The sequence below is a fragment of the Deinococcus radiodurans R1 = ATCC 13939 = DSM 20539 genome, from assembly GCF_000008565.1.
In the GTDB taxonomy this organism is placed as follows: domain Bacteria; phylum Deinococcota; class Deinococci; order Deinococcales; family Deinococcaceae; genus Deinococcus; species Deinococcus radiodurans.
The window spans coordinates 31,731-56,506 of sequence record NC_001264.1; the positions used below are offsets into that span (position 1 = coordinate 31,731).

The following is a 24,776-nucleotide window of genomic DNA, read 5'->3' on the forward strand; positions in this document are numbered from 1 at the left end:
TTCCACCATGTCCACCCTCTTAGACGGCCTGCTTCCCTTCCAGCACGAACCCTACTTCGACTTTGCCGACCCCGCTGTGGCCGAGGCGCAAACCGCCGCCTACGCGCAGGCCCGTCAGAAATACGCCGGACAGACCTTTCCGCTGCTCGTCGGCGGGCAGCAGGTGAAGGGCGACGGCACCTTGACCGTGACCAATCCCGCGACCGGCGAACAGCTCTGGCACTTCCAGAACGCGACGGCGGCGCAACTCGATGAGGCGGTCAGGGCCGCCAACGAGGCCTTCCAGAGCTGGCGCTTTTCCGACCCCCTGCAACGCGCGAGCATCTTCTTGCGGGCCGCGCAACTGCTGCGCTCGCGCCGCATGGAGCTGAACGCCGTCATGAGCCTCGAAAACGGTAAAAACTGGGCCGAGGCCGACGGCGAAATCGCCGAGTGTGTGGACCACTGCGAGGTGTTCGCCCGCGAAACGCTGAAGTGGGCGCAGGGCAAACCCGTCTATCCCATGCCCGACGAGCACGTGACCACCGTTTACGAGCCGCTCGGCGCCGTCGCCGTCATCAGCCCCTGGAACTATCCGAGCGCGATTCCGCTGGGGATGGCCCTCGGCGCGCTGGCGGCGGGCAACACGGTGATTTGGAAACCCGCGAGCGAGACGCCGCTCTCGTCCTGGCTGCTCATTCGCCTGCTGTTCGAGGCCGGGCTGCCGCGTGACTGCGTTCAGTTCCTCACCGGAAGCGACGATGTGCTCGGCGACCCGCTGGTGGACCACAAGGACGTGCGGATGGTCGCCTTCACCGGGAGCCGCGAAATCGGCTGCCGCATCTACGAACGGGCGGCGAAGGTGCAGCCCGGCCAGAAATTCCTTAAGCGCGTGATTGCCGAAATGGGCGGCAAGGACCCCACCGTGGTCTGCGCTGATGCCGACCTAGACGCCGCCGCCGCTGGCATCGTCGCTTCCACCTTCGGCTACAGCGGCCAGAAGTGCAGCGCGTGCAGCCGCGTCATCGCTGAGGCAAGCGTGTACGACACACTGCTTGAAAAGGTCAAGACGCTGACCGAAGCGCTGAAGGTGGGTTTGCCCGAGCACAACGCCGCCGTCGGCCCGGTCATCCACCAGGGGAGCGCCAACCGAATTCGGCAGTACATCGAAAACGGCAAAGGGACGGCCCGCCTCGTCTGCGGCGGCGGAGAAATGGAGGTGGCAGACAGTGGCGAGGCGAGCGCCAACTACATCCAGCCCACCATCTTCGCCGACGTGGACGCGAAAGACCCGCTGTTTCAGGAGGAAATTTTCGGCCCGGTCCTCGCCTTCGCTAAAGCCGACGACTGGCGGCACGCGATTGACCTCGCCAACGATTCGGACTACGGCCTGACCGCCGCCTTTTATTCGCGCGACCCCCACAAACTGACCGAGGCGCGGCGGCTGATGCACGTCGGCAACCTCTATCTCAATCGCAAATGCACTGGTGCGCTCAGTGGCTCGCATTCCTTCGGCGGCTACGGCATGAGCGGCACGAACGCTAAGGTGGGCGGCCCTGATTACCTGTTTTGGTTCCTCCAGACGAAGACGGTGGCGCAAAAGTATTGAGTAGCTGCTTGATTTTGCTCTTTGCCCTAACATCCACAGCAGGACGGATGGGGCAGAGGGCAATTTCGCTGTTTGGTTGATGACCGCTTCAACAATTTGAAACTGGCAACCATTCTGAATCTTTTATTGAGCTGGCCTGAACGTAAGCGGCTGACTTGCGGTCAGGCATTAGCATACTTTTCATGAAGGCTCTTATCCCGGCAGCTGGCCTGGGCACCCGTTTGCGTCCTCTGACTTTTACTCGCCCTAAGCCAGTGCTGCGAGTGGCCGGACAACCCATTATTCGCCACGCGATTCGGACGCTTACTGAAGCTGGAATCACCGACATCGGCATCGTGGTTTCTGATGTGACGCGTGACGAGATCCAGCATGCGGTGCGCGAGATTCGTGATGTAAAGCTCACACTGATCAATCAACACGATCAGCTTGGCTTAGGTCACGCCGTCCTGACTGCCCGTGAATGGGTAGGACAAGACGACTTCTGTGTTTATCTCGGCGATAACCTTTTTGAGTTTGGTGCTCGTCCTTTCATTGAGAGCTTTCATCAGAAGCACCCGGCAGCCCTGATCGCCCTCGTCAAGGTGGCTGATCCCACAGCTTTTGGAGTGGCTGAGCTCGACGGTGAGCAAATCACTCGCCTGGTCGAAAAGCCCAAAGACCCGCCCAGCAACTTGGCTGTCGCGGGACTGTACTGCTTTACGCCGCAGATTTTTGAGGTACTCGACGTGATGCCCCCCTCTGCGCGGGGTGAATATGAAATCACCGACGGCATCCAGGGCCTGATCGAACGGGGTCAGACGGTGGTCGGTCAGAGGGTCGAGGGCTGGTGGAAAGACACGGGTCGCCCGGCGGACCTGCTGGACGCCAACCGGCTGCTGCTCGAGCAAATCGAAACCGATGTTCAAGGCGATATGGAAGGCTCCCGCATGACCGGCCGCGTAATCGTGCCGGCCTCGTCGAAGGTGCTGCGCAGCAAGATCGTGGGCCCTGTCATCATCGGTGAGGATGTGATTATTGAAGACGCTTACATCGGGCCTTTTACCAGCATCGGGCGGGGAACTGTGATTCGCAACGCCGAGATAGAGCACAGCTCGGTGGACAGTGGGGTTGTCATTGAGAATGTGCAGACTCGTCTGCAGGATTGCCTGATCGGCGTCAAAGCCCAGGTGCGTGGGGGCCGGACACTTCCCAAAACCCATAAGTTGACGATCAGTGATGCCAGTGTAGTCGAGTTGGCCTGACCCCCACTCAGACCACTTTGAAAAAGAGTTTGGATCATCAAACTGTTTTTCCGAACGGGGTGAGTCAAAGAAAATACGGAGCTGAGCGGCGCGGAAGAGATGGCGGCGCTTTTCCGACATCTCTGAAGAAGAGTTCAGCTCCGTATCAGGCCCACAAAGCTGACGAATTTATGAGAAATTCTCATGCATGTGTTCGCTGAGGCAGGCATTAAAGTACGTTGATGCCATGTGCCGACCGCTTGCCGAGGAGCTGTTCAGATGAGTAGTTTCGTTCCAGTCATTCTGGCGGGAGGGAGCGGCGAGCGCTTCTGGCCGCTTTCGCGTCGCCACCGCCCCAAACAGTTTCTGACGCTCGACGAGTCGGGACGCAGTCTGCTGCAGGCCACCAGTGACCGCCTGGCGCGGCTGGGCGGGGGACAGGACCGTGTGGTGGTCGTGACCGGCAACGACTACCGTTCTCAGGTGCTCGAGCAGTTGCCGGAGATGCCGATCGAGAACCTGCTGGTCGAGCCCGCGGCGCGGGACACTGCCGCCGCTATCCTCTACGCCGCACTCTGGATTGCTCAGGATGATCCCCAGGCTGTGATGGGTGTTTTTCCGGCAGATCACCGGGTAACAGACGTCGAGGCCTTCGAGCGCGTCATTCAGCGGGCCATAGAAGTGGCGCAGGAGTCTGAACGGCTGGTGACGGTGGGCATCGCTCCTACCTTTCCGTCTACCGGCTACGGCTATATCCAGCAGGGCGAGGTCTTGCAGCCCGGTGAACTGCCTGCTTTCTCGGTCACACGCTTTACTGAAAAACCGGATGCGGTGACTGCTCAGGCCTTTCTGGATACCGGGCGCTACACCTGGAACAGCGGCATGTTCATCTGGCGCGTGCAGAGCATTCTGGCGGCGTTCGAGCAGCACCAGCCGCAGCTTTATAAGCAATTACACCAAGTCATGTCAGCGGGCACTGCATCAGCCCGGCGTGTTCAACTCCAAACCACTTTCCCCCAGTTAGAGAAGATCAGCATCGACTACGCCATTCTGGAAAAGTCAGACCGAGTGGCCGTCATTCCTGCCGAGTTCGGTTGGGACGATCTGGGCGACTGGAACGCGCTGGAAAGGCTGCTCAAAGGTGAGGGAGACAATGTGGCTGTGGGCCGTCATGTGGGTCTGGACACGGGCGGCGCTATCCTCTACACCACCAACGGCGATGATCTGATCGCTACCATCGGCCTCGATGACGTGGTGGTGGTGCGGGCTGAGGACGTGACCCTGGTGGTGCGCAAGGACCGCACCCAGGACATCAAGAAAGTCGTTCAGCAACTCAAAGCCCACCCCGAACTGGAGCGTTTCGCATGACCGCCTCTCAAAAAGTCAACCCTTCACCCTCGAACACTGACCTGCACATTGAGAATGCTGAGCAGGAAATCGAACTCAGCGCCCTATGGGAGGGTATTCGGCGTCGCCTGCCCTGGATTCTGCTGACGACGGCCCTCGTGACCCCAGCGGTCTATTTCTGGTCCAAGTCACAACCAGATGTATACGAGAGCTCATCAAGTCTGGTGACGGCTGGGACGAGTGGCATTCCGGGTGCTGGCGAGTCGTTGGTTCGGGCGTCCACGCTGCCCGAAGGCACCCTGCAAGAAGCTCTGCAAGGCCCTGTTGTTATGCAGGACATTATTCGCCGGGTGCAGAAGACCACAGAGCTTCCTCAGCCGGTGCGTCAGGAGATCGGTGGGGACCTGCAAAAAGAGCTGCAGGAGCGTGAACTTCGGACCATCGAGCTCTCGTCCCGACTGGATATGTCCGCCAACGGCGTGTACACCGTCACTGCCAAGGGGCCGACTGCCCGCGCCGCCACCTTTCTGGCCGACGCGGCGGCCGAGTCGCTGCTCAATTGGGACCGGGGCCGGGCCCTCAAAGGCCTGCAGCGCGCCGAACGGAGCCTGCGTGCTCAATTAGCGGAGATCGACCGTCAGCTGGGCGCCGGCGATCTCGATGAGGTGGACCGTCAGACCCTGATCGCCGCGCGGGCCAACACCCAACGCAACCTGGCGCAAGCGTCGATCCAGACCGAAGGGGTGGCTGGCTCTCTGGAACTGGTTGCTCCTGCCGTCGAGCCACTGCGGCCTGTTGCGCCGCGTCCGACCCGCAACGCCGTCCTGGCGGGCTTGTTGACTCTCTTGCTGGGCACCGGACTGGCGGCTTTGCGGACCGTCACTGACCGGACCGTGCGGGGTGAGGATGACCTCTTGCAACTGGGCTTCCCAGTGCTGGGCAATATCCCGCGTCTACGTCAGCGTGACATCGTCATGAGTGGGATCGTCCGTGCGGCCCGTGCGGCCGGACTCTACGAAGCCGTGGGCTTTTTGCGTGTCAATTTGCTTTCTCAACTCTCGGAGCGGCGGGGCCAACGCATTATGATCACCTCGACTGCGCCCGGTGAAGGCAAGAGCAGCCTGACGGCTACCCTGGCGGACGGTCTGGCGAGCAGTGGTCAGCGGGTCTTGGTCATTGACGCCGATCTACGGCGAGGTACCCAGCAGGAAGTCTGGGAGAAGTACGACCGCGACCAACACTGGGTGCAGCTTACGGGTGAGGGGGGCGTACGCACTTTTCAGGACGCCCTGCGCCAACCGGAGCACGTGCAGGTAATGGAGGCGGAAGCCAATGTCCACGTCCTGCCTGCCGGGCCAGGCCTGCATGACAGCCTGGCCTTGCTCAACCGCACAGACTTGAGCGCTTTGCTCTCTCGTTGGAGCGCAGCGTATGACTTGGTACTGATCGACAGCCCCCCCCTGTTGGCGATTGCCGATGGCCTGGTGCTCGGCAAGCATGTCGATGGCGTCCTCCTGATCACCGAAGAAGGGCGGACCAGTGTGCAGATGGTGCGTCAGGCCATCCGCCGCGCTCAGGGCTCAGGCTTGCCCATGCTGGGCTTCATTCTCAATAAGGTGTCGGCGTCCAGTAGAGACTCTTACAGCTACGGCTACGGCTATAGCCCGCGCAAGCAGAGCGCTCAGTAACGGCATGGGCTTGCGCTCGTCTTCTCCGTCCACTCTGGGGATGGCTCCTGACCGGAGTACCCGTTCCCTACGTCTGTCCGAATTGCCCCAGTCTCTATCGTTGGTGCTAGGAGACTTTCTCAGTGCTGTGGTGGCGTTGGAACTGACCTCACTTTTTCTGAGGGCCACGGGTCGCCCAGTTCTCAATTGGAGTGACAGCTTGATCTGGGTGGGCTTCTGGATCCTATGGCGGGCCTACCAGGGGCTCTACCCCGGCTACGGCCGTTCGCCCCAGACCGAGCTGCGTCTGCATACGGTCGGAACCGTGCAGCTGCTGGGCGCTCAGTTGGCGGCGGCTTTTGCGGTGCACCAGCTGGCGCCCAGTGCGCTTGGTCTGGTGCTCCAGTGGGGTTTGATTCTGGTCCTCGCGCTGCTGATCCGCTATGGCCTGCGTTCCCTGCTGATCCGGGGCGGGCAGTACGGGCGGGCCATCAGTGTCATCGGGGCTGGGCAAACTGCCGCCTTGACCATCGCCCACCTCAGGAGCAACCCGGCTTATGGGCTTAATCCGGTGGTCGCCTACGACGATAACCCCGCGCTGCATGGAACCCTGCTCGAAGGTGTGCCTATCGTCGGCACTCTGGACGACGCCCTGAACGTGCCGCGTACGGCCCAAGCTCTGATTTCTATTCCAGGTGCCCGTGCTGAAGTGCAGCAGCGGGTAGTCAATAGTGTCTATGCTGTTTATCCTTTCACTTGGGTGGTACCTGATCTTTTCTGGGTACCCAACCAAGCTTTACAACCGCACAATATTGGTAGCATTGCTACCCTAGAGATCAAAAATAACCTTAAGAGCGTACAGGCGCGATTGATCAAGCGTGCGCTTGATTTGATGCTGTCTGTTGTTGGTTTGTTCCTTATTTTTCCAATCCTCATAGCCATAGCATTTCTCATCCGTTGGGATAGCAAAGGCCCAGCTATTTATAAAGCTGAGCGACTTGGCCGTAATGGTAAGACTTTCCCTTGTTACAAATTTAGAAGTATGTACCAGAATTCTGAGGAGCGGCTAGTAGAACTACTTGCTGCTGACGCTGCTCGCCGCACAGAATATGAGAAATTTCATAAGCTGCGGGATGATCCCCGTGTGACTCGAATTGGTGCCTTTTTGCGAAAAACGAGTTTGGATGAATTGCCACAGCTCCTCAATGTAGTGTTAGGACAGATGAGTTTGATCGGTCCTCGGCCTTATCTTCCACGTGAACAATCAAAAATGGGAAATATGGCTCGGGAAATTCTCTTGGTCAACCCTGGAATGACAGGCTACTGGCAGGTCAATGAACGCAGTCAGAGTACATTTGAAAGGCGTTTGGATATGGATAGATTTTATATTGCCAACTGGACACCCTGGTTAGATGTACTTATCTTAATACAAACAGTACGTGTTGTTTTGATGGGTAAGGGGGCGTACTAAGCGTGTCAAGTGGTCGACAATTGATTTGTAGGGGAGGGAGTGCCGTGGTGGTTTACGGTGCATTTTTCCTACGAGCCTTTTCATTCATCCTATTATTGCCTTTATTTACTCGTGTTATTGAGCCGGCTACCTGGGGTGGGGTGCTAGCTGCACAGGCTTTGGCTATGTGGCTGATTGTTCTGATAGATTTTGGATTCACCCTTTCTTTATCTCGTAAGGTTGCAATCAACCGAGAAAACCTGACGCAGGTTCGTGTGGATGTGGGTAATGTATATAGCGCTAAGCTGATGTTATTGATTCCAGCTGCCTTTATTTGTTGGTTGACTACTCAATTCGGTTTACTGGAACGTTTCCCAGCTTTAGCGTGGTGGGCTTTAGCATGGGCTGCAGCTCAGAGCTTTAGTCCTTTGTGGTATTATCAAGCTGTTGAAAAAATGTATTATTTCTCAACCATAGAGATTATGGGACGTCTATTCTATATAATTTTAAGTATATGGTTAATTAAAAGTACAGCAGATGCATATATGGTCTTGTTCCTGCAGGTCGTTGCTCTCTTAATAGTACATACGATTACTCTAGTTAGACTTTGGAGAGAAATATCTGGCTTTATTTTATCTTTCCTAGGGGGATGGAATGCTCTTAGAGAAGGAATTATTCTTTCCGGTTTTACCGTTTTAACAAGTATTTATACAGCAGCTAGCACATTCCTGTTCAGTATTTTTGCGCCAGCTGGATTAGTTCCGCAGTACGGTAATGCAGACAGGCTGGTCAGATCTGGGCTGAGCCTATTAGGACCCCTCAACCAGATTTTGCTCCCTAAATCAGCTCGCGCTTTTGCAGAAAGTCCATCTAAAGGTTTCTCCCTAGCTAAACATCTCCTGTATTTATACTCTCTTATCGGAATATTGGGACTCTTTCTCGGTTGGCTCTTCGCTCCATTAGCAGTAAAACTCTTATTCGGGTCTCAATATGGACAATCCTTAATATATATTCGCCATTTATTAGTATTATTTCCGTTAACTGCTATAAACACAGTAATCGTATATCATATTCTTATACCTAGTGGTAAAGAACGCTTAGTGACTAGGATATATGCATTGATTAGCATTCTTGCTCTTATTCTAATTGGGTTATTGGTGCCAACCATGGGGGGCAAAGGTATGATTTATGCTGTAGTCATTCCTGAGGTTATAGCTCTCTTCCAGCTTGGGATATATTCAATAAAGATTGAAAAAGAATCACAAGGCATTTTTCCTATTAGGTGACTACGAACAACTTTTTCCTTTTACATGGAGACCAACTATATTTTGGATTATACAATTAATTGTATATATGAGACACTTTTAATAGGGAGTTATATTTAAAACTTACTCTTTTGGCGAAGAAAGATAATGGCGTAAATGATGGAGGCGTAAATGCAGGAGTATAAACAAAGGAAACTTTCATCTATATTTAACCCAGTAATCCTAATAGGAATTCAAACGCTAATGGCAGTTTTACTTGTCAAGGATAGATACTATAATGATTGGCACTATATACTTTATATTACTGCTCCCTATGTAGTATACGTCGTGTATTACACTGTTTGGTTCTATATTAGAAAACCTAGTAAATTAAGTAATATGCGCAACGTAGGATTCTCTAGGGCGCAAGAGATTTTTGGTGTGGGTATGATCATAGGAATCAGCGTGTGCAATATATGGCTTATATCAAATATAGTACCCTATTATGGAGGCGTTGGCGGTGCTTTAAATAATATGGGTGCAGCTGATATCGTGACTTTCCTTCAAAGGGATGGCCCAGACAATATCAGGAAGCTTATCTTCGTAAACTTCTTTTTACCGGTGGTCGTGGTACCTGTGATCCTGATGAAGAGAAAGGAGAAGTATATAATACTAGCCTTAGGTCTGGGAATAACATTTTTTTTAGCTAGTCTTTACGGAGCTAGGACTCTTTTTCTGGAACCACTTCTGTCTTGTATTATAGTACTGTGTACTAGAGTGAGTCTTTCTGCTAGAAAGATCGCATCTATGCTATTTTTAGCTGTTTCGATTTTTATAGGTATGTCTTATCTTCAAGCCATTAGGTTTGGCGAAAGAGGTATTATTAAAGGCAGCGAAATTCTTTTAAAATATTACACTATCTCTTTGAATCAAGGAGCCAATATCATAGTTGGTGATCTACAGCGTGAACCGCTATACTGGACGTTTAGCTCTCTTTTCGGATTACCGATTATTAATAACCTTTTAGGTTTTAGAGCAGTTTACGAGGGTTTGTTTGGCAGTTTGCCCATTCAGAGCAGGGAAGATGACTTCAATTATGTCGCTGCCTTGGGTGCGGATCCTGGATACAATACACTTGGGATTTATGCCTATATGCAATTGGATGCTGGATTATTTGGAATCTTATTGATCCTACTTGTATTTATTATTAGTAGTTATCTTTACAATCTTTTTTATCAAGGTAGTCAGATGGGAATTTTGTTATTTCCAGCCGCTTATATTTTACTTTTAGATCAACTAAGGACAGCTGGCATGTTTTCAGCCAGGATGCCTTACTTCTTTATTGCGGCTGTAACTATTTACTGTATAGGTAGAGTATCGGTTGTAAGGAGGGTAGATGAAAAATTCTAGACCTACATATCAAGTAGTAATGGCAACTTATAATGGGGCTCGGTATTTAAATAGTCAGATATCAAGCATACTTTCACAGCTTGAAGATGGAGAACTGCTTATCCATGACGATGGCTCTTCAGATGATTCTGTTGCTATATTGGAGTCATGGTCGAAGGTGGATAGTAGGGTGAAGTTAATCTACGCTCCACATTGTGGGAGTGCTGCCAAAAACTTCTCCTATTTACTTAGCTTAACAGATGCTCCATATGTTTTATGCGCTGATCAGGATGATGTATGGCCAGCTGGACGCTTAAGGACACTCATATCCTGGGCTTGCTTTTACGAAAGTGTGTATGGAGATGATGTTCCATTGCTTATCCATGGCAACCTCAGGGTAGTTAATCAAAATGGTGAGTGCATTTCTGATTCATTTTGGGATTACCAAAACTTAAAACCCGAATGGGGAGACAAATTCAACTTATTACTTACTCAGAATGTTGTTACTGGCTGTGCAATGATAGTTAATAGGGAGCTCTTAAATAGGGCACTACCGGTGCCTAGCGACATAAGTATGCACGATCATTGGCTTGCATTGGTCGCTTGTGGGCAGGGAAGAGTAGTATGGGTAAATGATGTAGTAACAAACTATCGTCAGCATACAAGTAATGTTGTAGGTGCTCATAGATATAACTATAGATTTATAATTAAGCGACTTACATTGAGTAATAATAATGAGATGGTCATAAGAGAAGGTTTAGAGCGTAAAAACTACTATAACACTGCACTTCATTATGCAAGAAGGTTTCCTATACGACAGGAATCTGAATCGGCAGCAGAATTTGGTCAATTAGATCATGTTACACTTCTAAGACGGATTACAATTATATTAAGTAGAGGGTTCTTTAAAAACGGCACTTGGCGACTCTTTGTTTGGATATTACAGCCAAGAAAATATGTAGACCTTCTGACGAAGTGGAGTAGGGGAACATAAAAATGAACAGTACTGCAATAGTATTACTAAACTGGCGAAGTGCCAAAGATACTGTTAAATGTGTAGAGTCTCTAATTGCTGCCGAAATCCGACAATGCGATATTATCATTGTTGATAATGACTCTCAAGACGAATCGATTAATGTGATTAAAGAACACTTTACGGACGTAAGAGTTATCGAGAGCGGAAAGAACGGAGGATTCGCATACGGATGCAATGTTGGTATCAGAGCAGCCCTATCAAGTGGATATAACTATGTATGGCTACTAAATAATGATACCATTGTAGATAAAACTACTTTACCGAACATGATAGAAGAGATAAAGAGAAACAAGAAGGCAATTGTTGGTTCTATTATTAGGGACATTGAGTTTCCCTGGAGTGTGCAAGCTGTTGGTGGCGGTACTATAAATTTTTTGACTGGTACTGGTAGGCATATCAAGACTTTTGATGATGTAGATAAATTGGATTACTTACTTGGGGCTAGTATTTTAGTAAGCAGAGAGGCCTTAGAAAGTATCGGCTTACTGAATGAGGATTTCTTTATGTATTGGGAAGATACAGAATTTTGCATCAGAGCTAGAAGGAAAGGGTATTTTCTAAAAGTGGCTAAGCAATCTAACGTCTACCACAAAGAGGGCGGATCGGTAAATAAGGAAAGCTACGCTCAGACCAGAATGATTTTTAGATCTATGCGTAAATTCTTTTTAAAGGAATCACCATTCCCATTATTACCTATAGCTATTAGGCAACTAGGGAAGACTTTTGTAAGTCTATTAAGAAGAGAATTTAGAAGAATACCTTATATATGGTTGTGAGGAATATGATATGACAAATTTTTCATGTAAGGACCGAAATTATAATCAGTTGATATTAGGATATAAATAATGATAGATATTAATGGGCGCAGTTTCGTTGATCGTGGAGTGACGGGTGTACAACGATACGCCAGAGAGATAACCAGTGTCTTATCCGATCAGACGACGATAAGTCCAGCTCCACATTGGCAAAATGGAATCAGAGGACATTTGTGGGAACAGTTAATTTTGCCAGCTAGAATTAAAGGACTTCTTTGGAGTCCTTCAAATACTGGACCTATAACAGTGGAGCGACAAGTTGTAACTATTCATGATATGGCAACTTTTGAGCACCCAGAGTGGTTCGATAGAAGGTTTTCTAAGGCATATCAGATGATTCTTCCGCAACTGTCACGCAGGGTCGGGCATATCCTGACAGTTTCGGAGTACTCAAAGAATAGAATTGTGAGCCACTTGGGAGTTTCACCTGATAAGATTACTGTAACTCCCTTGGCGGCCTCCAAAATCTTTCGTCCTATACCTCTAAATAATTACGAGAGACAGCTTTTAAAATTACCGGAGAGGTACTTCTTGATGGTTGGTGCACTGCAAGAGAGAAAGAACTTTAGGCGTGTACTAGAAGTCTGGAAGACCTGGGAGAGGACAGGACGGCCTGATGATCTAGGCTTAGTTATTATAGGTTCCAGAGAGAGTATCTTCTCATCATTTAAGTTAGATTATGTGCCTGAAGGCGTTCAATTTATGGATAAAGTAAGCGACGAGATACTACCAAAGCTCTATTCATCGGCAGTCGCCTTTCTATTTCCGAGCCTTTACGAAGGTTTCGGTATTCCCATTCTAGAGGCAATGGCATGTGGGACTCCTGTCATAACATCCAATGTAACATCTATGCCAGAAGTTGCAGATAAGGCAGCCCTACTTATCAACCCTGAGTTACATGTCTCTATTCTCCAGGCTATGCAGACCATATCGAGTGATGGGCAGCTTCGAGATGAACTCCGTGTTGCCGGCCTAGAACGTGCTCAGCAGTTTAGTTGGGAACGTACAGCCTTACAGACACGTGAGGTGCTGGAGCAGGCAGCCCGAAGGTTAGGGATATGAAAGTTGCCATTATCCATGACTGGCTGGTGAGCTACGGCGGGGCAGAGAAGGTGCTGGAGGAGCAGTTGGCGCTATTCCCTCAGGCTGACATCTATACTCTACTCCATAAGCTCGGAAGCCAGTCACCGCTTATAGAGAGCAAGCAGATTCGCACATCGGGATTGCAGCGCCTGCCAATCGGAGACCACCGCAAGTTGATCGCCTTAATGCCCTACGCCGCCGAGCAGTTTGACCTTACAAGCTATGATCTCGTACTCTCCAATACGTTTGCCATCGTTCATGGCGTGATCAGTACGCCTGATCAACTCCATATGGCCTATGTAAACCGGACCATGCGCTATGCCTGGGACACCTATCATCAGGACCTGGCAGCCTTCGGGGTAGGCGGGGGAATTAAGCGGTTAGCGGCATCGCTCGGTTACCATTACCTGCGGTTGTGGGATCTGGCAGCATTCCAACGGCCAGACCTAGTGCTTGCCAACTCGCCTTTCAGTGCGCAGCGCTTGCAGAAGTATTACCACCGTGAAGCGCAAATCCTCTTTGCACCTGTGGACACCGAGCAGTTCGCGCCAGCTGAGACACGCGACGACTATTACGTAACAGTTGGCCGCTTGGTGCCGCTCAAAGGTATAGATCTAATGGTTAAGGCTTTTACTACAAGTGGACGCCGGCTGATTGTGATTGGTGATGGGCCTCAGCTTGATGAATTGCGGGCCATGGCTGGCCCCAATATCGAATTTACTGGCAAGCTAAGTAGTCCTCAGGTGGCTGAGATTCTGAGTCGGGCACGCGGTTATCTCGCGATGGCGGAAGAGGACTTCGGTATTGCCAATGTTGAAGCCCTTGCGTCTGGAACTCCAGTGATCGCTTGGGGGCAAGGCGGAGTACGGCATACCGTGCAACATGGCAAAAATGGCTGGCTGTTTGCCAAGCGGTCATCTGAATCTCTCAATGCAGCAGTGGAACAGTTTGAGCGGCTAGACTGGCTTTCGCCTCAGCTGATTGCTCAAAGTGCACAGCAGTTTAGTGGCGCGGCTTACCGGGCGAGTTTGCGTCAACAAATTAACTCTGCTTTACAGCGCCGTGAACAGGAGAACTAATTTATGACTCAAGGCAACCAACCCTCTGACAAACAGCAGTGGAAGTCTCTTCTCGTGACCGGCGGCTGCGGCTTTATCGGTAGCAACTTCGTGCGCTACTGGTTGGGACAGCATCCCGAGAGCAAGGTCGTTGTCTACGACAAGCTAACCTACGCCGGGCGCAAAGAAAATCTGCATGATCTATGGGATAACCCTGCGTTGTCGCTGGTGGTCGGTGACATCGGCGATATGGATTTAGTGCGCCGAACCTGTCAGGAAAATGATGTCGACTTGATCGTCAACTTCGCGGCTGAAACCCACGTGGATCAGAGCATTCTGGGGCCGTTGGTCTTTACCGAAACCAACGTGCGCGGTACCCATGTGCTGCTCGAAGTCGCCCGTGAGCTGGGCATCCGCCTGCATCACATCAGCACCGACGAAGTGTACGGCCACATCAAGGACGGGCATCAGAGCGTCGAAACCGATGAACTTGCGCCCCGTAGCCCTTACGCAGCGAGCAAAGCAGCAGCCGACCAACTGGTGCAGGCGTATGCGATTACCTACGGTATCCCTGTAACCATCACGCGCGGGGCCAATAACGTGGGGCCTTACCAGTATCCAGAAAAAGCCGTGCCGCTGTTTTCCACCAATGCAATTCTGGGTGAGCCGCTGCCCGTGTACGGCGATGGCCAGCAGATGCGCGACTACGCCCACGTTTATGACCACTGCACCGGGATCGAAACGGTGCTGCTCAGGGGAAATATTGGCGAGGTCTATAACGTTGGCACTGGTCGCGAAATGACCAACCTGGAAATGGTGGACATCGTGCTGGAGACACTGGGCAAGGATCATAGCCTCGTCAAGCATGTGACCGACCGTCCCGGACACGACCGCCGTTACTCCATGAATGTAGACAAACTGCGGAGCCTGGGTTGGCAGCCCAAATACGATCCCAAACAGGCCGTGGCTGAGGCGGCCAGGTGGTACGAGGGTAACCGCTGGTGGTGGGAACCGATTCGCAGCGGCGAGTTCCGTGAGTACTACAACCGGCAGTATGCCGGGCGTCTCGCCAGTGCGGAGCCTGCTGCGGCCCAATCTACTGAGGCAAAGCAGCAATGACTGCGCCGCGTAAGGGCATCATTCTGGCAGGGGGGAGCGGCACCCGGCTTTACCCCGCCACCCTGGCCGTCAGCAAGCAGCTCTTGCCCATCTACGACAAGCCGATGATCTACTACCCGCTGACCACCCTGATGCTCGGCGGCATGCGCGAGATCTTGATCATCTCGACGCCGGAAGACACCCCGCGCTTCAAGCAGCTGCTGGGCGACGGCTCGCAGTGGGGGATTGCGCTGGAGTACGCCGTGCAGCCCAAGCCCGAGGGGTTGGCGCAGGCCTTCCTGATCGGGGAGGACTTCGTGCAAGGCCACCCCAGCTCGCTGATTCTGGGCGATAACATCTTTTATGGCAACGATCTGTCGGACTTAATGCAGGCGGCGAACGCTAAAGAAAACGGCGCCACCGTGTTCGCCTATCAGGTGCGTGACCCTGAGCGCTATGGCGTAGTGGATTTCGACCGTTCGGGCCGGGCCCTGAGCATCGAGGAAAAGCCTGCTCAGCCCAAATCCGATTTTGCGGTCACCGGCCTGTACTTCTACGACGAGCGGGTGTCGGAGATCGCCAGAAGCATCAAGCCTTCGCCGCGTGGTGAGCTCGAAATCACCGATCTGAACAACGTCTATCTGGAAGAAGGCGCGCTCGACGTGCAGCTGATGCGCCGGGGCTTTGCCTGGCTCGACACCGGCACGCACGAGAGCATGCTGGATGCCAGCCTGTTTATCCAGACCATCGAGCAGCGCCAGGGGCTTAAAGTGGCCTCGCCCGAAGAAATCGCCTGGCGGAGCGGCTGGATTTCAACCCAGGCCTTACTCGAACAGGCCGAACGGTTGAAGAAGAACCAGTACGGCAAATACCTCATCAAGATTGCCCAGGAGAAAGTGCATGGCTGACCACAAGATCAAACTGGCTCCCGAATACGCCGAGGCGCTTGGCTTTGAGAACTACTCGGCCCAGCCGCAGATTGAGGGTGTATGGTTTCACTCCCTCAAGAAGAACCGCAGCGAGAACGGCGCTTTTATGGAGTATGTCCGTCTCGACGAAAATGGTGTACAGAACCTGCCGGGTCAGCTCGTTCCCCGCCAGATCAGCGTGTCCTGGGCGGCGCCGAAGCGCATCAACGCTTTTCACATTCACGTCAAGGAAGAGCAGAACGAGATCTGGTGCGTGCTGCAGGGCCAGCTGACCATCTGGTTGGTGGACTGCCGGGCAGGGAGCCCGACGGTAGGTGTCAAACGCAAACTGGTCTTTAGCGGTGAGCAGCCGATGATGGTGCATATTCCTAGTGGCGTGGCCCACGGGTATCAGGCTGGCGAGAATGGCGCGACTCTGCTCTACACCATGGACGCCCAGTTCAACATTGAAGACCCCAACGAGGGCCGCCTGCCCTGGAACTTCTTCGGAGATGACCTCTGGGCCGAGGACATGGGTTGATGACCCAACTGCACTCCAAAATGCTGCTGACGGGCGGTTCCGGGCGGCTGGGCACTGAGCTTCGTAGCGTGATCCCTGAGATCGTCGCGCCTTCTTCCGCAGAGATGAATCTGACCGCCGCCGCGCAGGTGCTGGCAGTTGTGCAGCGCGAGCGGCCTGACATTATCGTTCACGCCGCCGCGTACACCAACGTGGGCGGCGCCGAAAAGGACCGCGAAGCCTGCTGGAATGCCAATGTGGTGGGTACCCGCAACGTAGCGGCCGCAGCCAACGCGGTGGGGGCCAAACTGGTCCACATCAGCACCGACTACGTATTCAGCGGAGAAGAGGGCGGCTACCACGAGAGCGACACGCCAGGGCCGGTGGTCAACTACTACTCATTGACCAAATTGGTGGCTGAAGAGGCCGCCCGCGCCGCGCAGAAGCACCTGATCCTACGGACCAGTTTCCGCCCACGCGAGTTTCAGTATCCGGTGGCTTTTTCCGACGTGTACACCGGGCAGGACTATGTGGACATCATCGCACCGGAGATTGCCCTGGCAGTCAAACATGCTCTAGAGATTGATGACGAGGTGTTGCACATCGTCACCGAGCGTAAGAGCGTCTACGAACTCGCCAAGCGGCGCAAGCCCGACGTGCAGGAAGGGCGACGTGCCGAGGCTCCTGGCGTGGTCTTACCGGGGGACGTGAGCCTGGAGACAGGACGCTGGCAAATGCTTCGGGCGCAACTTAGTGACTGAGGTTTAGTGTGCTGGGCGCTGATGACTCGAACGCCCACCGAACAGCCACCACAGCAGCAGCCCCAGCCCCAGCAGGACGCCCAGTCCGGCCAGGGGCTGTTCCCATTTCTGCCAGCGGTAGGCCGGAGCAACCTGCAATTCCTGTACATAGAACGTAGCGGCGCCAGTGTATTTTTCGATGGTTTGCAGACTATCATCTACCTCATGTCGTTTGCCCAGCGGCGAGGAAACCACGCTGAAGCGCTGCACCTCGTCTGATGAACTCAGTGGCACTCGCCCGCTGACCAGCGTACCGCGCCGCTCTGCAGTTACGGTGCGTAGGGTTTGGTCCCCCAGACGCAACGTGAAGGTTTGTCGGTCGGCTGAACTGAGCAAGCGGTATGTCAGCACTTGTGGGTCGGCGGCCTGTACGAAGAAGTCGACCTGTCTTCCCGTCGCCTGCTGATAGGCCAAGGGGTAGGGCGGCTGGACCGCGTTGTAAATACGCCCTGGCCGCGTTGCGGTAAAGACCTGTAGAGGAGCGAATTCAAGTTGCTTGAGGGACACGGCTATATCGCTGAGGTCCTGCGGCGCGAATGGCTTGAGGTGCGGGTCGAGGTTGCTCTTGTCGGTGACCAGCTTCAGCTCGTTGCGACCGGTAAGAAGGTTCAATGGCAGTGCAAGGTCAAAGTTTTGAGGTTGGTGCGCTGTCCTGAGCGTTGTCAACTTGCGACCATTAAGAAACACGCTTAGATGCTGCCGGGGGGAGGGCAGGTCGAAATTCAGCCGGACCTCGGCCCAGCCGGCCTGTGCGGCCTTTAGCTCAACCGACGTGACCTTGCCCAGCGTCCAGCGGCCCCAGTCCTCCTGACCGCGAAAGCCACCGAGATTTCCGAGTTGAAGGCCAGGTGAGTCTGGGCTGATGGTGGGCACCGTGTTGCTCATGAGGTCCTCCGATGCGCCATCAGCACCAGCCCCACGCACACCCACCACAACTCGCTGAAGTGCGGGCTGGGCACGGCGATGACCACGTCCACTACATTCATGGCCGTAAAGCCGTACAGCACCGCCAGGGTAAAGGGGTCGCCCAGTTGAATGGCTCGCCACAGTGCATATACCATAATGGCAAGCAAGCCGCTCAAGCCGATGATGCCGCTTTCCAGCAGCCAGTGCAGCCAGGCGTTGTGGGCAATTAGCCACACGCTGGACCAGCGGCTGAGTTGCTGAGGACACTCGATCTTGTTGCGCTGTAAGGTGGGAGTGAGCTGACAGCCGTCCTTGAACAGGTAGGTTAGGTACGGCCCGCCCTGGTACGGTCCCACACCGCCCAGAGGTGACGTTTCCCAGCCGCTTACTGCGTCTTGCCAGACATATTCACGCCCGCTGGTCTGGTCGTTGAGCAGGCGGTCAAGGGGCTTGAAGGGGACGTTGAGGCTGGTCGTCGCAAACGCTGCGAGCATCACCAGCACAGCGGGAAGCATGACCCAGACGCGCCGACGCTGGCCTCCGAAGGCAAGGGCGGCCAGTGAGCCGACCCCCAGCGCGAGCAGCGGCCCCCGGCTCCCGGCAGCAGCAAATGTCGCCAGCGCTAGCAGTCCGGCGGGCCAACGCCACCACGCCGCTGCGCCACGCCAGAACATCACTATCCACAGTGCCACCACCGCCACCAGCCCCAGCGATACGATGTAATAGTAGGGATGTCCCAGCCTTTCCTGAACCCCGGCCACGCCCTGGGTGCTGAGGGTATAGATCCAGGCCGTGACGAAGATGATCAGCTGGCCCCACAGCAGCGGTCGTAAGTGCCGGCTGTCGCGTAGATAGACGCCAGCGGCCACCATCGCGAGGATCAACAGCGTGCGGGCAGCGGCCAATCCCACCGACAACAGCGGTGCCGGAGTGAAAAGGGCCGCGATCAGTTGGGTGGCGGCAAAGAAAAACAGGACGCCGCGTGCCGCTTGCGGCAGAGTGCGCAAAGAACCCAGACAAGCCAGGGCAGCCAGGTAAAGCGGAGGAAAAACAGGGACCAGGGCAATCAGGCCACTGACCCAGCGGGGCAGGCGCCGCGACGAGGCGGGCCGCGTCGAAGAGGCGCTCACATGGCCGAGTATACGTTTCCCTGAACCTTTTTCGCTGCCGAGGGTGCCTCTGCTAGATTCGGCGTGGAGACACGATGCCTATCAAATTCGGAACCGACGGCTGGCGCGACATCATCGCTGAGGACTTTACCTTCGAAAATGTGCGGACGGTGGCGCGGGCTCATGCCCAGGTATTGCGGTCGTCAGGCGCCCGCTCGGTGGCGGTGGGCTTCGACACCCGCTTCCAGGGACAGGCGTTTGCCAGAGTGGTGGCTGAGGTGATGGCCGCGCAGGGACTCGACGTCTGGCTGGCACAGGACTATTTGCCGACGCCCGCACTGTCGTTTGCGGTGGTTCATCACGGTGCGGGAGGCGGCGTCATGATCACCGCGTCGCACAACCCACCGCAGTACAGCGGCTACAAAATCAAAGGAAGTTATGGGGGCAGCGCCACCCCAGCAGTCGTGGCGCAGGTCGAGGCTGCGCTGGCGACGGCGGAAAGCTACGATGGCCCACGCGGCGAGATAAGGCCCCTCGACATCCGGCAGGCGTACTACGAGCAGCTCGACCGGCAGCTTGATTTGGAGACCTTGCGCGAGTATCGAGGCAAAGTCATCCATGACCCGATGGGCGGCGCGGCCTGCGGCTGGCTGACCGGTTACGCCCAGCACGCGGGCCTTCAGCTCGAACTGGAGGAGATGCACGGACGCCCCGACCCCCTGTTTTACGGGGTCAACCCCGAGCCGATCCCTCAGAACCTCGGTGAATTGACGGAGAGGTTGACGCGCGAAAGTGCGCCCACCCTCGGCGTGATCACCGATGGGGATGCCGACCGGGTCGGGGCGATCACGGCAGGCGGCCATTTCTTCAACAGCCACCAGATTTTCGCGGTGCTGATCAAGCATCTCTATGGCCGTGGTGTTCGGGGCCGGGTGGTCAAGACCGTCTCGGGCAGCCGAGTGATCGAACTGCTGGCGGAAACACTCGGTCTGGAACTGCTGGAAACGCCCGTCGGCTTCAAATACATCACCGACGCCTTTCTGGAAGGGCAGCAAGACGAGAGCAAAGCGGTGCTCATGGGGGGCGAAGAATCTGGCGGCCTGTCTTCACGCGGACACATTCCTGAACGGGACGGCCTGCTCAACAGCCTCCTGATGATCGAAGCGGTGGCGGCGAGCGGTCAGAGCCTCGACGAGTTGTTCGCCGAAATTGAGCGTGAGGTAGGCTTTCGTCATGTCTACGACCGTGCTGACCTGCACCTGAGCGAGGCTTTCGACAAGTCGGCACTGATGCAGGCGGCGCAGGGATACCGGGAAGTCGCGGGTCAGGCGGTGACTGGAATCAAAACCACCGATGGCGTCAAACTGGCGCTCGCGGGCGACGCTTCAGTAATGTTCCGCGCTTCGGGCACCGAGCCGGTGGTGCGCGTTTATGTAGAGGCGCAAACGCCGGAGATGGTACAGGCTGTACTGACCGAAGCTGTGCAGCGAGTTCGCAGTTTTGACCCCATGTCCTGATCTCGACCGTTCAAAGCGCCCTCAGGGCAGCCGGCTGCTGAGCGCCTCAAAGTTGCCGCTTAGTTCATAGCGGCCTAGAGCAGCGGGGAGCAGCACCGACCCGTACTGTTGCAGCAACCACTGCTGCTTACCCACCCGAAGTGTGGCCTCACCACGAATGACGGTCAGGGCATGAAAGCTCTGGCCGGCGGTGTCGCGTTTTAGAGCCGTGTCAGCCGCAGCCAGTCTTTCGAGCACAAAGTAGTTGCAGCGCAGCAACTCCTGGGCTCCAACAGCAGTAGTCAGAGGACGCGTTTCGGCGGTAATGGGCCGTGACACCTCGGCGCTCTGGGAGAGATGCAAGGAACGGCCTGCCGTCGCCGGACGGTCCCAGTCATAGATGCGGTAGGTGAGGTTGCTGCTCTGCTGAACCTCATAGAGTAGCAGCCCTGGCCCCAGTGCGTGCACCGTGCCGGCGGGAATCATCAACGAGTCGCCGGCCTGCACCTCCGCGTACACCGCACGGTCAATCACCTGTCCAGCCAGAATGTCGCTGCGCAGGTCTTCAGAGTCCGTCTCAGGGGAAATACCGGCGATCAAGCGGGCGCCCGGTTCGGCGTCGAGAATGTGCCACGCCTCAGTCTTGCCCAGCCTCCCCGGGCCCTCGAGTCGCGCGGCCTGTTCGTCGTTGGGATGCACTTGCAAGCTGAGCCAGTCGGCACAGTCGAGCAGCTTGATGAGCAGAGGAAAGCGGGATTCCTGCGCCGCGCTGCCCAGCAGTTCAGTGGGAAATTCGGCGGCGAGGTCGGCGACGGTGCGACCCTGAAATGGTCCCGCTGCGACCACGTTGTCCTCGCCGATGGCCCACAGCTCACCGACCGGCTGAGCAGAGTCGACGAGGCGTTGCCCGCCCCAGACACGTTCGACCGCTTTGGCGCGCAGTTGCAGGGGGCTCTGAAAAGACATGAGCGAAGTCTACGGGAGAGCCAGGCCACTTGCTTTTACTGCGGCTGGTACGTCTGCGGTATCGCCGCCGTCCCGAACCAGTAGGCCGTGAGGCGCTCGATCAGTTGCAGGAAGTCTTCCAGGGTGCTCGGCTTGGTCAGGTACGAGTTGGCTTGCAGGGCGTAAGCCCGTTTGACATCGCTGGGGTCGTTGGAGGTGGTCAGGACGATGGCGGGTAGATGCGCGAGGTGCGGGTCGGCCCGCAGCGCCTGCAACAGCTCGAAGCCGTCCACCCGGGGCATGTTGAGGTCGAGCAGAATCAGGTCGGGAAAAGGGCCGCCCGTTTTGGCCTGCTCCAGCAGTTCCAGCGCCTCCAGGCCGTCACGCGCGACGAGCAGCTCGGTGTGGACAGAGGAATATTCCAGTGCCATTTCCATCAGGAAGATGTCGGCAGCATTGTCCTCAACCAGCAGCAGCCGCAGCGGGACAGAGGCGCGCTCAGGCATCGGCGGCTCCCGGAAGAGGCCCAGCATCGGGCAGCCAGCAACGGAAGGTGCTGCCCTCGCCTGGCGCGGACTCCACGGTCAGGGTGCCGCCATGCAGTTCGGCGATCTTGCGGCACAGCGGCAGGCCCAGGCCGTTGCCCAGCGCCTCATCGAGCGAACCGAGCCGCTGAAACAGCAGAAAGATTCGTTCCTGATACTCGGGCGCGATGCCAGCGCCCTGGTCACTGACCGCGATAGACCAACCCGCGCCTTGCCGTTCGGTCCTTACGGCAATACGCGGCTCCGGGCCACCAAACGTCAGCGCGTTGCCGATCAGATGCAGCAGCAGGTCGCGCAGCAGGCCAGCGTCGGCAGCGATGACGGGCAACTCGGGCGCCACCTCGATGCTCGCTCCGGTGTCGGCAATGCGGGGTTCGAGGTCTTGCAGCACATCGTCCACCACGCGGCCCAGCGGCGTGGGGCGGCGCACCGGCGGCGGTGCCGAGAGCAGCGCGGTGTAGGTGTGGAGGTCTTGCGTCAGGCTGCGCAGGCGCGACGTTTCGCGCAGCAGAAAGCCGGTGATGCGCTCGGTCTGCGGAGAGTCCGGAGACCCGTCCTGGGCGCGGGGCTGGCGCGTCAGCAACTCGGCGAACTGCGAGATGAGCCGCACCGGCTCCTGCATGTGGTGGCTGATAACGAAGCCGTACTGCCGCCACTCGGCGTTCGACTGTGTGAGCGCCCGGTTGAGGTCACGAATCACGCTCAGGCGCTCGCCCAGCGCCCCGGTCAATGTGTCACGTAGATCCTGCGCCTCCTCGATTTCGCCGGGATGCCAGGGCTCGGCGTAGCCGCGTTTTTCTTCGAGGTAGGTGTCGAATGAGTGGCGCGGCCCGAGGTCGTCTTTCGCCTGGTCAGGAGTGGCCCCGCCCCAGGCGACCTCCAGCCGCAGTTCGGGCCGCAGCCAGACGAGGCACTCCGACCAGCCCTCGCCCACGCTGATGGCGAGCAGGCCCGCTGCGCTGGGGGCGAGATCGGCGCCGGCGGGCCACAGTTGGCCCAGCGCGTCGGTCTGGACCAGGGCGCCCGGCTGGGTTTCGAGCCACGCCAGCAGCGCGTCCACCGCCGGGGCAGGCGGCACTTCACCCAACGTCTGCCAGCGGCCCTCGAAACGCAGAATCAGGCCCCCGGCCCGCATCAGGCCCAGCAGGTCAAGCGCCGGGTCACTGAGGGTGTCGTGCGGCGAGAGCGAGTGCGCCGCCGCGAGGGCCACCCGCGCGTGGTGCTCCCGCAGGCTCTGGCGAAAGGCCGCCACGTCCGCCGCTTCCTTGACCTGAACTTGCAGGCTCAGCAAGCGGCCCAGGTATTCGAGCGTGGTTCGCAGGTCGGGCGGCAACACGTAGGGCGTCTGGTGGTGGCAGGCGATCAGGCCCCAGAGCTGGCCGCCGACCACCACCGACACCGACAGGCTCGACCCGACGCCCATGTTCCGCAGGTACTGCATGTGCATGGGCGAGGTGGCGCGCAGCACGGCGCCGCCCAGCGGGGTGGGCGCATTCGTCTGCGGGTTGAGGACGGGATCGAGCGGCACGGCGGCGGCGCGGGTGTCGGCGGTCAGGCGCAGCAGGTGCCGGGTGTAGAGCGCGCGGGCCTGCGCCGGAATGTCCGACGCGGGAAAACGGTGGCCCAGAAAGGCGTGCAGCCCCTCACGGCGGGCCTCGGCAATCACTTCGCCGGTGGCGTCGGGGGCAAATTTGTAGAGCATCACCCGGTCAAAGCCCGTCAGCTCGCGGACCGTCTGGGTCGCCACCTCGGCCAGCGCCCGCAGGTTGGGGGCACTTTCGAGCGCGAACATCGCGTTGCGCAGCGCGTGCGGCCCGGTGCTGTCCCAGGCCTCCGTCGGCTCGAATTCCAGAATCAGCAACTCGCCGACCCGGTGCACCGTCAGCGAAAGGTGCCCGGCGGCAGGCCAGTCCAGCGTTGCGCGGTATTGCAGGGCGTCGGGGCAGCCGGGGGGCAGGGCCGCTTGCAGCGCGGGCCACTGCTCGGGCAGCAGTGCGGCGAGGGTCTGTCCGCGCAGCACTGTGGGTTCCTGTCCCAGAAAAGTGGCCGCGTTGAGGCTCATCTGGAGCACCTCGCCGCTGTGCCCGTCGGCAGTGAGCAGGGCGCCGTGCGGCTGGATGCTGCCGGGAATATGAATCGGCTCGCGCTCGCAGTTCTCGGTGGTAATTTCCGGGCCACCAAGGTAAAGCGGTGGAAAAAAGGGCAACGGGTCCCGGCTCATGCGTGGGCGACCTCAGGCACTTGGACCGCTTCAGCTTCCGACAGCCCCTGCAAGGCGCGGCGGAAGGCCCCGAAGGTCTGCCGCGCTCCCGCCACGACCTCTGCCGCGTCTTCTGCCGGCACGCTGGCTTCCAGCACTTCCCCGAACGAGCGCCAGCGCGGGCCGGTCTGGGGGCCATAGCCGGAGAAATAGGCGCTGCCCTGCTCAGGGCTTAGCCCCAGCGTGCGCCTGAGATGGCGGCTGATGAGCTGTCCGCCTAGCGTCGCGCCTTCAAGCACGTAAAGCGCTCCGAAGGCCTGCGCCAGAGTGGTCAGCTCGGGCACAGACAGTG

At 56.5% G+C, this 24,776-nt stretch carries 22 protein-coding genes; 16 read left to right on the plus strand and 6 right to left on the minus strand.

Annotation, left to right across the window (positions count from 1 at the left end):
• Nucleotides 1-7 precede the first annotated feature (7 nt).
• The 15 genes from DR_RS13725 to DR_RS13795 all read left to right on the plus strand — a co-directional run bounded on the left by DR_RS13725 (nt 8) and on the right by DR_RS13795 (nt 17,184).
• Complete coding sequence (locus DR_RS13725) at nt 8-1,588, plus strand: L-glutamate gamma-semialdehyde dehydrogenase (RefSeq protein WP_010889290.1); 1,581 nt, start codon at nt 8-10, stop codon at nt 1,586-1,588.
• 182 nt (nt 1,589-1,770) lie between these two features.
• A complete protein-coding gene (locus DR_RS13730) occupies nt 1,771-2,829 on the plus strand; it encodes a glucose-1-phosphate thymidylyltransferase (protein ID WP_027479720.1) in 1,059 nt (352 codons plus the stop codon).
• 258 nt (nt 2,830-3,087) lie between these two features.
• Nucleotides 3,088-4,176: a mannose-1-phosphate guanylyltransferase gene (locus tag DR_RS13735; RefSeq protein WP_027479721.1), complete on the plus strand. Its 1,089-nt coding sequence runs from the start codon at nt 3,088-3,090 to the stop codon at nt 4,174-4,176.
• Nucleotides 4,173-5,843: a polysaccharide biosynthesis tyrosine autokinase gene (locus DR_RS13740; RefSeq protein WP_010889293.1), complete on the plus strand. Its 1,671-nt coding sequence runs from the start codon at nt 4,173-4,175 to the stop codon at nt 5,841-5,843. Before DR_RS13735 ends, DR_RS13740 begins: the two co-directional genes overlap by 4 nt.
• Nucleotides 5,844-5,883: 40 nt before the next feature.
• On the plus strand, nt 5,884-7,293 hold the full coding sequence (locus tag DR_RS13745; protein ID WP_227096824.1) for a sugar transferase: 1,410 nt from the start codon (nt 5,884-5,886) through the stop codon (nt 7,291-7,293).
• A gap of 44 nt (nt 7,294-7,337) precedes the next feature.
• Nucleotides 7,338-8,558 (plus strand): oligosaccharide flippase family protein, encoded by a 1,221-nt coding sequence (locus DR_RS13750; protein WP_162177620.1) that lies wholly within the window; start codon nt 7,338-7,340, stop codon nt 8,556-8,558.
• A 150-nt stretch (nt 8,559-8,708) separates the two neighbouring features.
• Complete coding sequence (locus tag DR_RS13755; RefSeq protein WP_010889296.1) at nt 8,709-9,926, plus strand: hypothetical protein; 1,218 nt, start codon at nt 8,709-8,711, stop codon at nt 9,924-9,926.
• Entirely contained in the window at nt 9,913-10,899 is a 987-nt protein-coding gene (locus DR_RS13760) for a glycosyltransferase family 2 protein (protein WP_010889297.1), read from the plus strand. Before DR_RS13755 ends, DR_RS13760 begins: the two co-directional genes overlap by 14 nt.
• Nucleotides 10,900-10,901: 2 nt before the next feature.
• Nucleotides 10,902-11,717, plus strand: a complete 816-nt coding sequence (locus DR_RS13765; RefSeq protein ID WP_010889298.1) for a glycosyltransferase family 2 protein — start codon at nt 10,902-10,904, stop codon at nt 11,715-11,717.
• Nucleotides 11,718-11,786: 69 nt separating this feature from the next.
• Nucleotides 11,787-12,818, plus strand: coding sequence for a glycosyltransferase family 4 protein (locus tag DR_RS13770; RefSeq protein WP_010889299.1), 1,032 nt, complete (start codon nt 11,787-11,789; stop codon nt 12,816-12,818).
• Nucleotides 12,815-13,918 (plus strand): glycosyltransferase family 4 protein, encoded by a 1,104-nt coding sequence (locus DR_RS13775; protein ID WP_010889300.1) that lies wholly within the window; start codon nt 12,815-12,817, stop codon nt 13,916-13,918. The genes DR_RS13770 and DR_RS13775 overlap by 4 nt, the downstream gene beginning before the upstream one ends.
• A 3-nt stretch (nt 13,919-13,921) precedes the next feature.
• Complete coding sequence (rfbB, locus tag DR_RS13780; protein WP_010889301.1) at nt 13,922-15,016, plus strand: dTDP-glucose 4,6-dehydratase; 1,095 nt, start codon at nt 13,922-13,924, stop codon at nt 15,014-15,016.
• The gene (rfbA, locus tag DR_RS13785) at nt 15,013-15,903 is read left to right on the plus strand and encodes a glucose-1-phosphate thymidylyltransferase RfbA (protein ID WP_010889302.1); all 891 of its coding nucleotides are present in this window, start codon (nt 15,013-15,015) and stop codon (nt 15,901-15,903) included. Before rfbB ends, rfbA begins: the two co-directional genes overlap by 4 nt.
• A complete protein-coding gene (locus DR_RS13790) occupies nt 15,896-16,444 on the plus strand; it encodes a dTDP-4-dehydrorhamnose 3,5-epimerase family protein (RefSeq protein ID WP_010889303.1) in 549 nt (182 codons plus the stop codon). The genes rfbA and DR_RS13790 overlap by 8 nt, the downstream gene beginning before the upstream one ends.
• A complete protein-coding gene (locus tag DR_RS13795) occupies nt 16,444-17,184 on the plus strand; it encodes an SDR family oxidoreductase (RefSeq protein ID WP_034349836.1) in 741 nt (246 codons plus the stop codon). Before DR_RS13790 ends, DR_RS13795 begins: the two co-directional genes overlap by 1 nt.
• 3 nt (nt 17,185-17,187) lie before the next feature.
• Here DR_RS13795 and DR_RS13800 read toward each other — a convergent pair whose 3' ends face one another.
• Both DR_RS13800 and DR_RS13805 read right to left on the minus strand, forming a co-directional pair.
• Nucleotides 17,188-18,108 carry a hypothetical protein gene (locus DR_RS13800; RefSeq protein ID WP_010889305.1) on the minus strand — a complete coding sequence of 307 codons (921 nt, stop codon included), beginning with the start codon at nt 18,106-18,108 and terminating at the stop codon, nt 17,188-17,190.
• Nucleotides 18,105-19,259: an O-antigen ligase family protein gene (locus DR_RS13805; protein ID WP_010889306.1), complete on the minus strand. Its 1,155-nt coding sequence runs from the start codon at nt 19,257-19,259 to the stop codon at nt 18,105-18,107. Before DR_RS13805 ends, DR_RS13800 begins: the two co-directional genes overlap by 4 nt.
• Nucleotides 19,260-19,333: 74 nt before the next feature.
• Here DR_RS13805 and DR_RS13810 point away from each other — a divergent pair, with 74 nt between their 5' ends.
• Complete coding sequence (locus tag DR_RS13810) at nt 19,334-20,755, plus strand: phosphoglucomutase/phosphomannomutase family protein (protein WP_010889307.1); 1,422 nt, start codon at nt 19,334-19,336, stop codon at nt 20,753-20,755.
• 21 nt (nt 20,756-20,776) lie between these two features.
• On the opposite strand, the gene DR_RS13815 is transcribed toward DR_RS13810, so the two are convergent.
• Genes DR_RS13815 through DR_RS13830 form a run of 4 tightly spaced genes read right to left on the minus strand, consistent with a single transcriptional unit; the run spans nt 20,777 to nt 24,768 of the window.
• The gene (locus DR_RS13815; protein WP_010889308.1) at nt 20,777-21,700 is read right to left on the minus strand and encodes a type I phosphomannose isomerase catalytic subunit; all 924 of its coding nucleotides are present in this window, start codon (nt 21,698-21,700) and stop codon (nt 20,777-20,779) included.
• 35 nt (nt 21,701-21,735) lie between these two features.
• Entirely contained in the window at nt 21,736-22,185 is a 450-nt protein-coding gene (locus DR_RS13820) for a response regulator (RefSeq protein WP_010889309.1), read from the minus strand.
• Complete coding sequence (gene bphP, locus DR_RS13825; RefSeq protein ID WP_010889310.1) at nt 22,178-24,445, minus strand: bacteriophytochrome BphP; 2,268 nt, start codon at nt 24,443-24,445, stop codon at nt 22,178-22,180. The genes DR_RS13820 and bphP overlap by 8 nt, the downstream gene beginning before the upstream one ends.
• On the minus strand, nt 24,442-24,768 hold the full coding sequence (locus DR_RS13830) for a biliverdin-producing heme oxygenase (protein WP_164928017.1): 327 nt from the start codon (nt 24,766-24,768) through the stop codon (nt 24,442-24,444). Before DR_RS13830 ends, bphP begins: the two co-directional genes overlap by 4 nt.
• Nucleotides 24,769-24,776: the final 8 nt, after the last annotated feature.

Excerpts from the sequence above, each read along its gene's own strand:
- DR_RS13725 (WP_010889290.1), top strand. The coding sequence starts at position 8 with ATGTCCACCCTCTTAGACGGCCTGCTTCCCTTCCAGCACGAACCCTAC.
- DR_RS13730 (WP_027479720.1), top strand. The coding sequence starts at position 1,771 with ATGAAGGCTCTTATCCCGGCAGCTGGCCTGGGCACCCGTTTGCGTCCT.
- DR_RS13735 (WP_027479721.1), top strand. The coding sequence starts at position 3,088 with ATGAGTAGTTTCGTTCCAGTCATTCTGGCGGGAGGGAGCGGCGAGCGC.
- DR_RS13740 (WP_010889293.1), top strand. The coding sequence starts at position 4,173 with ATGACCGCCTCTCAAAAAGTCAACCCTTCACCCTCGAACACTGACCTG.
- DR_RS13745 (WP_227096824.1), top strand. The coding sequence starts at position 5,884 with ATGGCTCCTGACCGGAGTACCCGTTCCCTACGTCTGTCCGAATTGCCC.
- DR_RS13755 (WP_010889296.1), top strand. The coding sequence starts at position 8,709 with ATGCAGGAGTATAAACAAAGGAAACTTTCATCTATATTTAACCCAGTA.
- DR_RS13760 (WP_010889297.1), top strand. The coding sequence starts at position 9,913 with ATGAAAAATTCTAGACCTACATATCAAGTAGTAATGGCAACTTATAAT.
- DR_RS13765 (WP_010889298.1), top strand. The coding sequence starts at position 10,902 with ATGAACAGTACTGCAATAGTATTACTAAACTGGCGAAGTGCCAAAGAT.
- DR_RS13770 (WP_010889299.1), top strand. The coding sequence starts at position 11,787 with ATGATAGATATTAATGGGCGCAGTTTCGTTGATCGTGGAGTGACGGGT.
- DR_RS13775 (WP_010889300.1), top strand. The coding sequence starts at position 12,815 with ATGAAAGTTGCCATTATCCATGACTGGCTGGTGAGCTACGGCGGGGCA.
- rfbB (WP_010889301.1), top strand. The coding sequence starts at position 13,922 with ATGACTCAAGGCAACCAACCCTCTGACAAACAGCAGTGGAAGTCTCTT.
- rfbA (WP_010889302.1), top strand. The coding sequence starts at position 15,013 with ATGACTGCGCCGCGTAAGGGCATCATTCTGGCAGGGGGGAGCGGCACC.
- DR_RS13790 (WP_010889303.1), top strand. The coding sequence starts at position 15,896 with ATGGCTGACCACAAGATCAAACTGGCTCCCGAATACGCCGAGGCGCTT.
- DR_RS13795 (WP_034349836.1), top strand. The coding sequence starts at position 16,444 with ATGACCCAACTGCACTCCAAAATGCTGCTGACGGGCGGTTCCGGGCGG.
- DR_RS13800 (WP_010889305.1), bottom strand. The coding sequence starts at position 18,108 with ATGAGCAACACGGTGCCCACCATCAGCCCAGACTCACCTGGCCTTCAA.
- DR_RS13810 (WP_010889307.1), top strand. The coding sequence starts at position 19,334 with ATGCCTATCAAATTCGGAACCGACGGCTGGCGCGACATCATCGCTGAG.
- DR_RS13815 (WP_010889308.1), bottom strand. The coding sequence starts at position 21,700 with ATGTCTTTTCAGAGCCCCCTGCAACTGCGCGCCAAAGCGGTCGAACGT.
- DR_RS13820 (WP_010889309.1), bottom strand. The coding sequence starts at position 22,185 with ATGCCTGAGCGCGCCTCTGTCCCGCTGCGGCTGCTGCTGGTTGAGGAC.
- bphP (WP_010889310.1), bottom strand. The coding sequence starts at position 24,445 with ATGAGCCGGGACCCGTTGCCCTTTTTTCCACCGCTTTACCTTGGTGGC.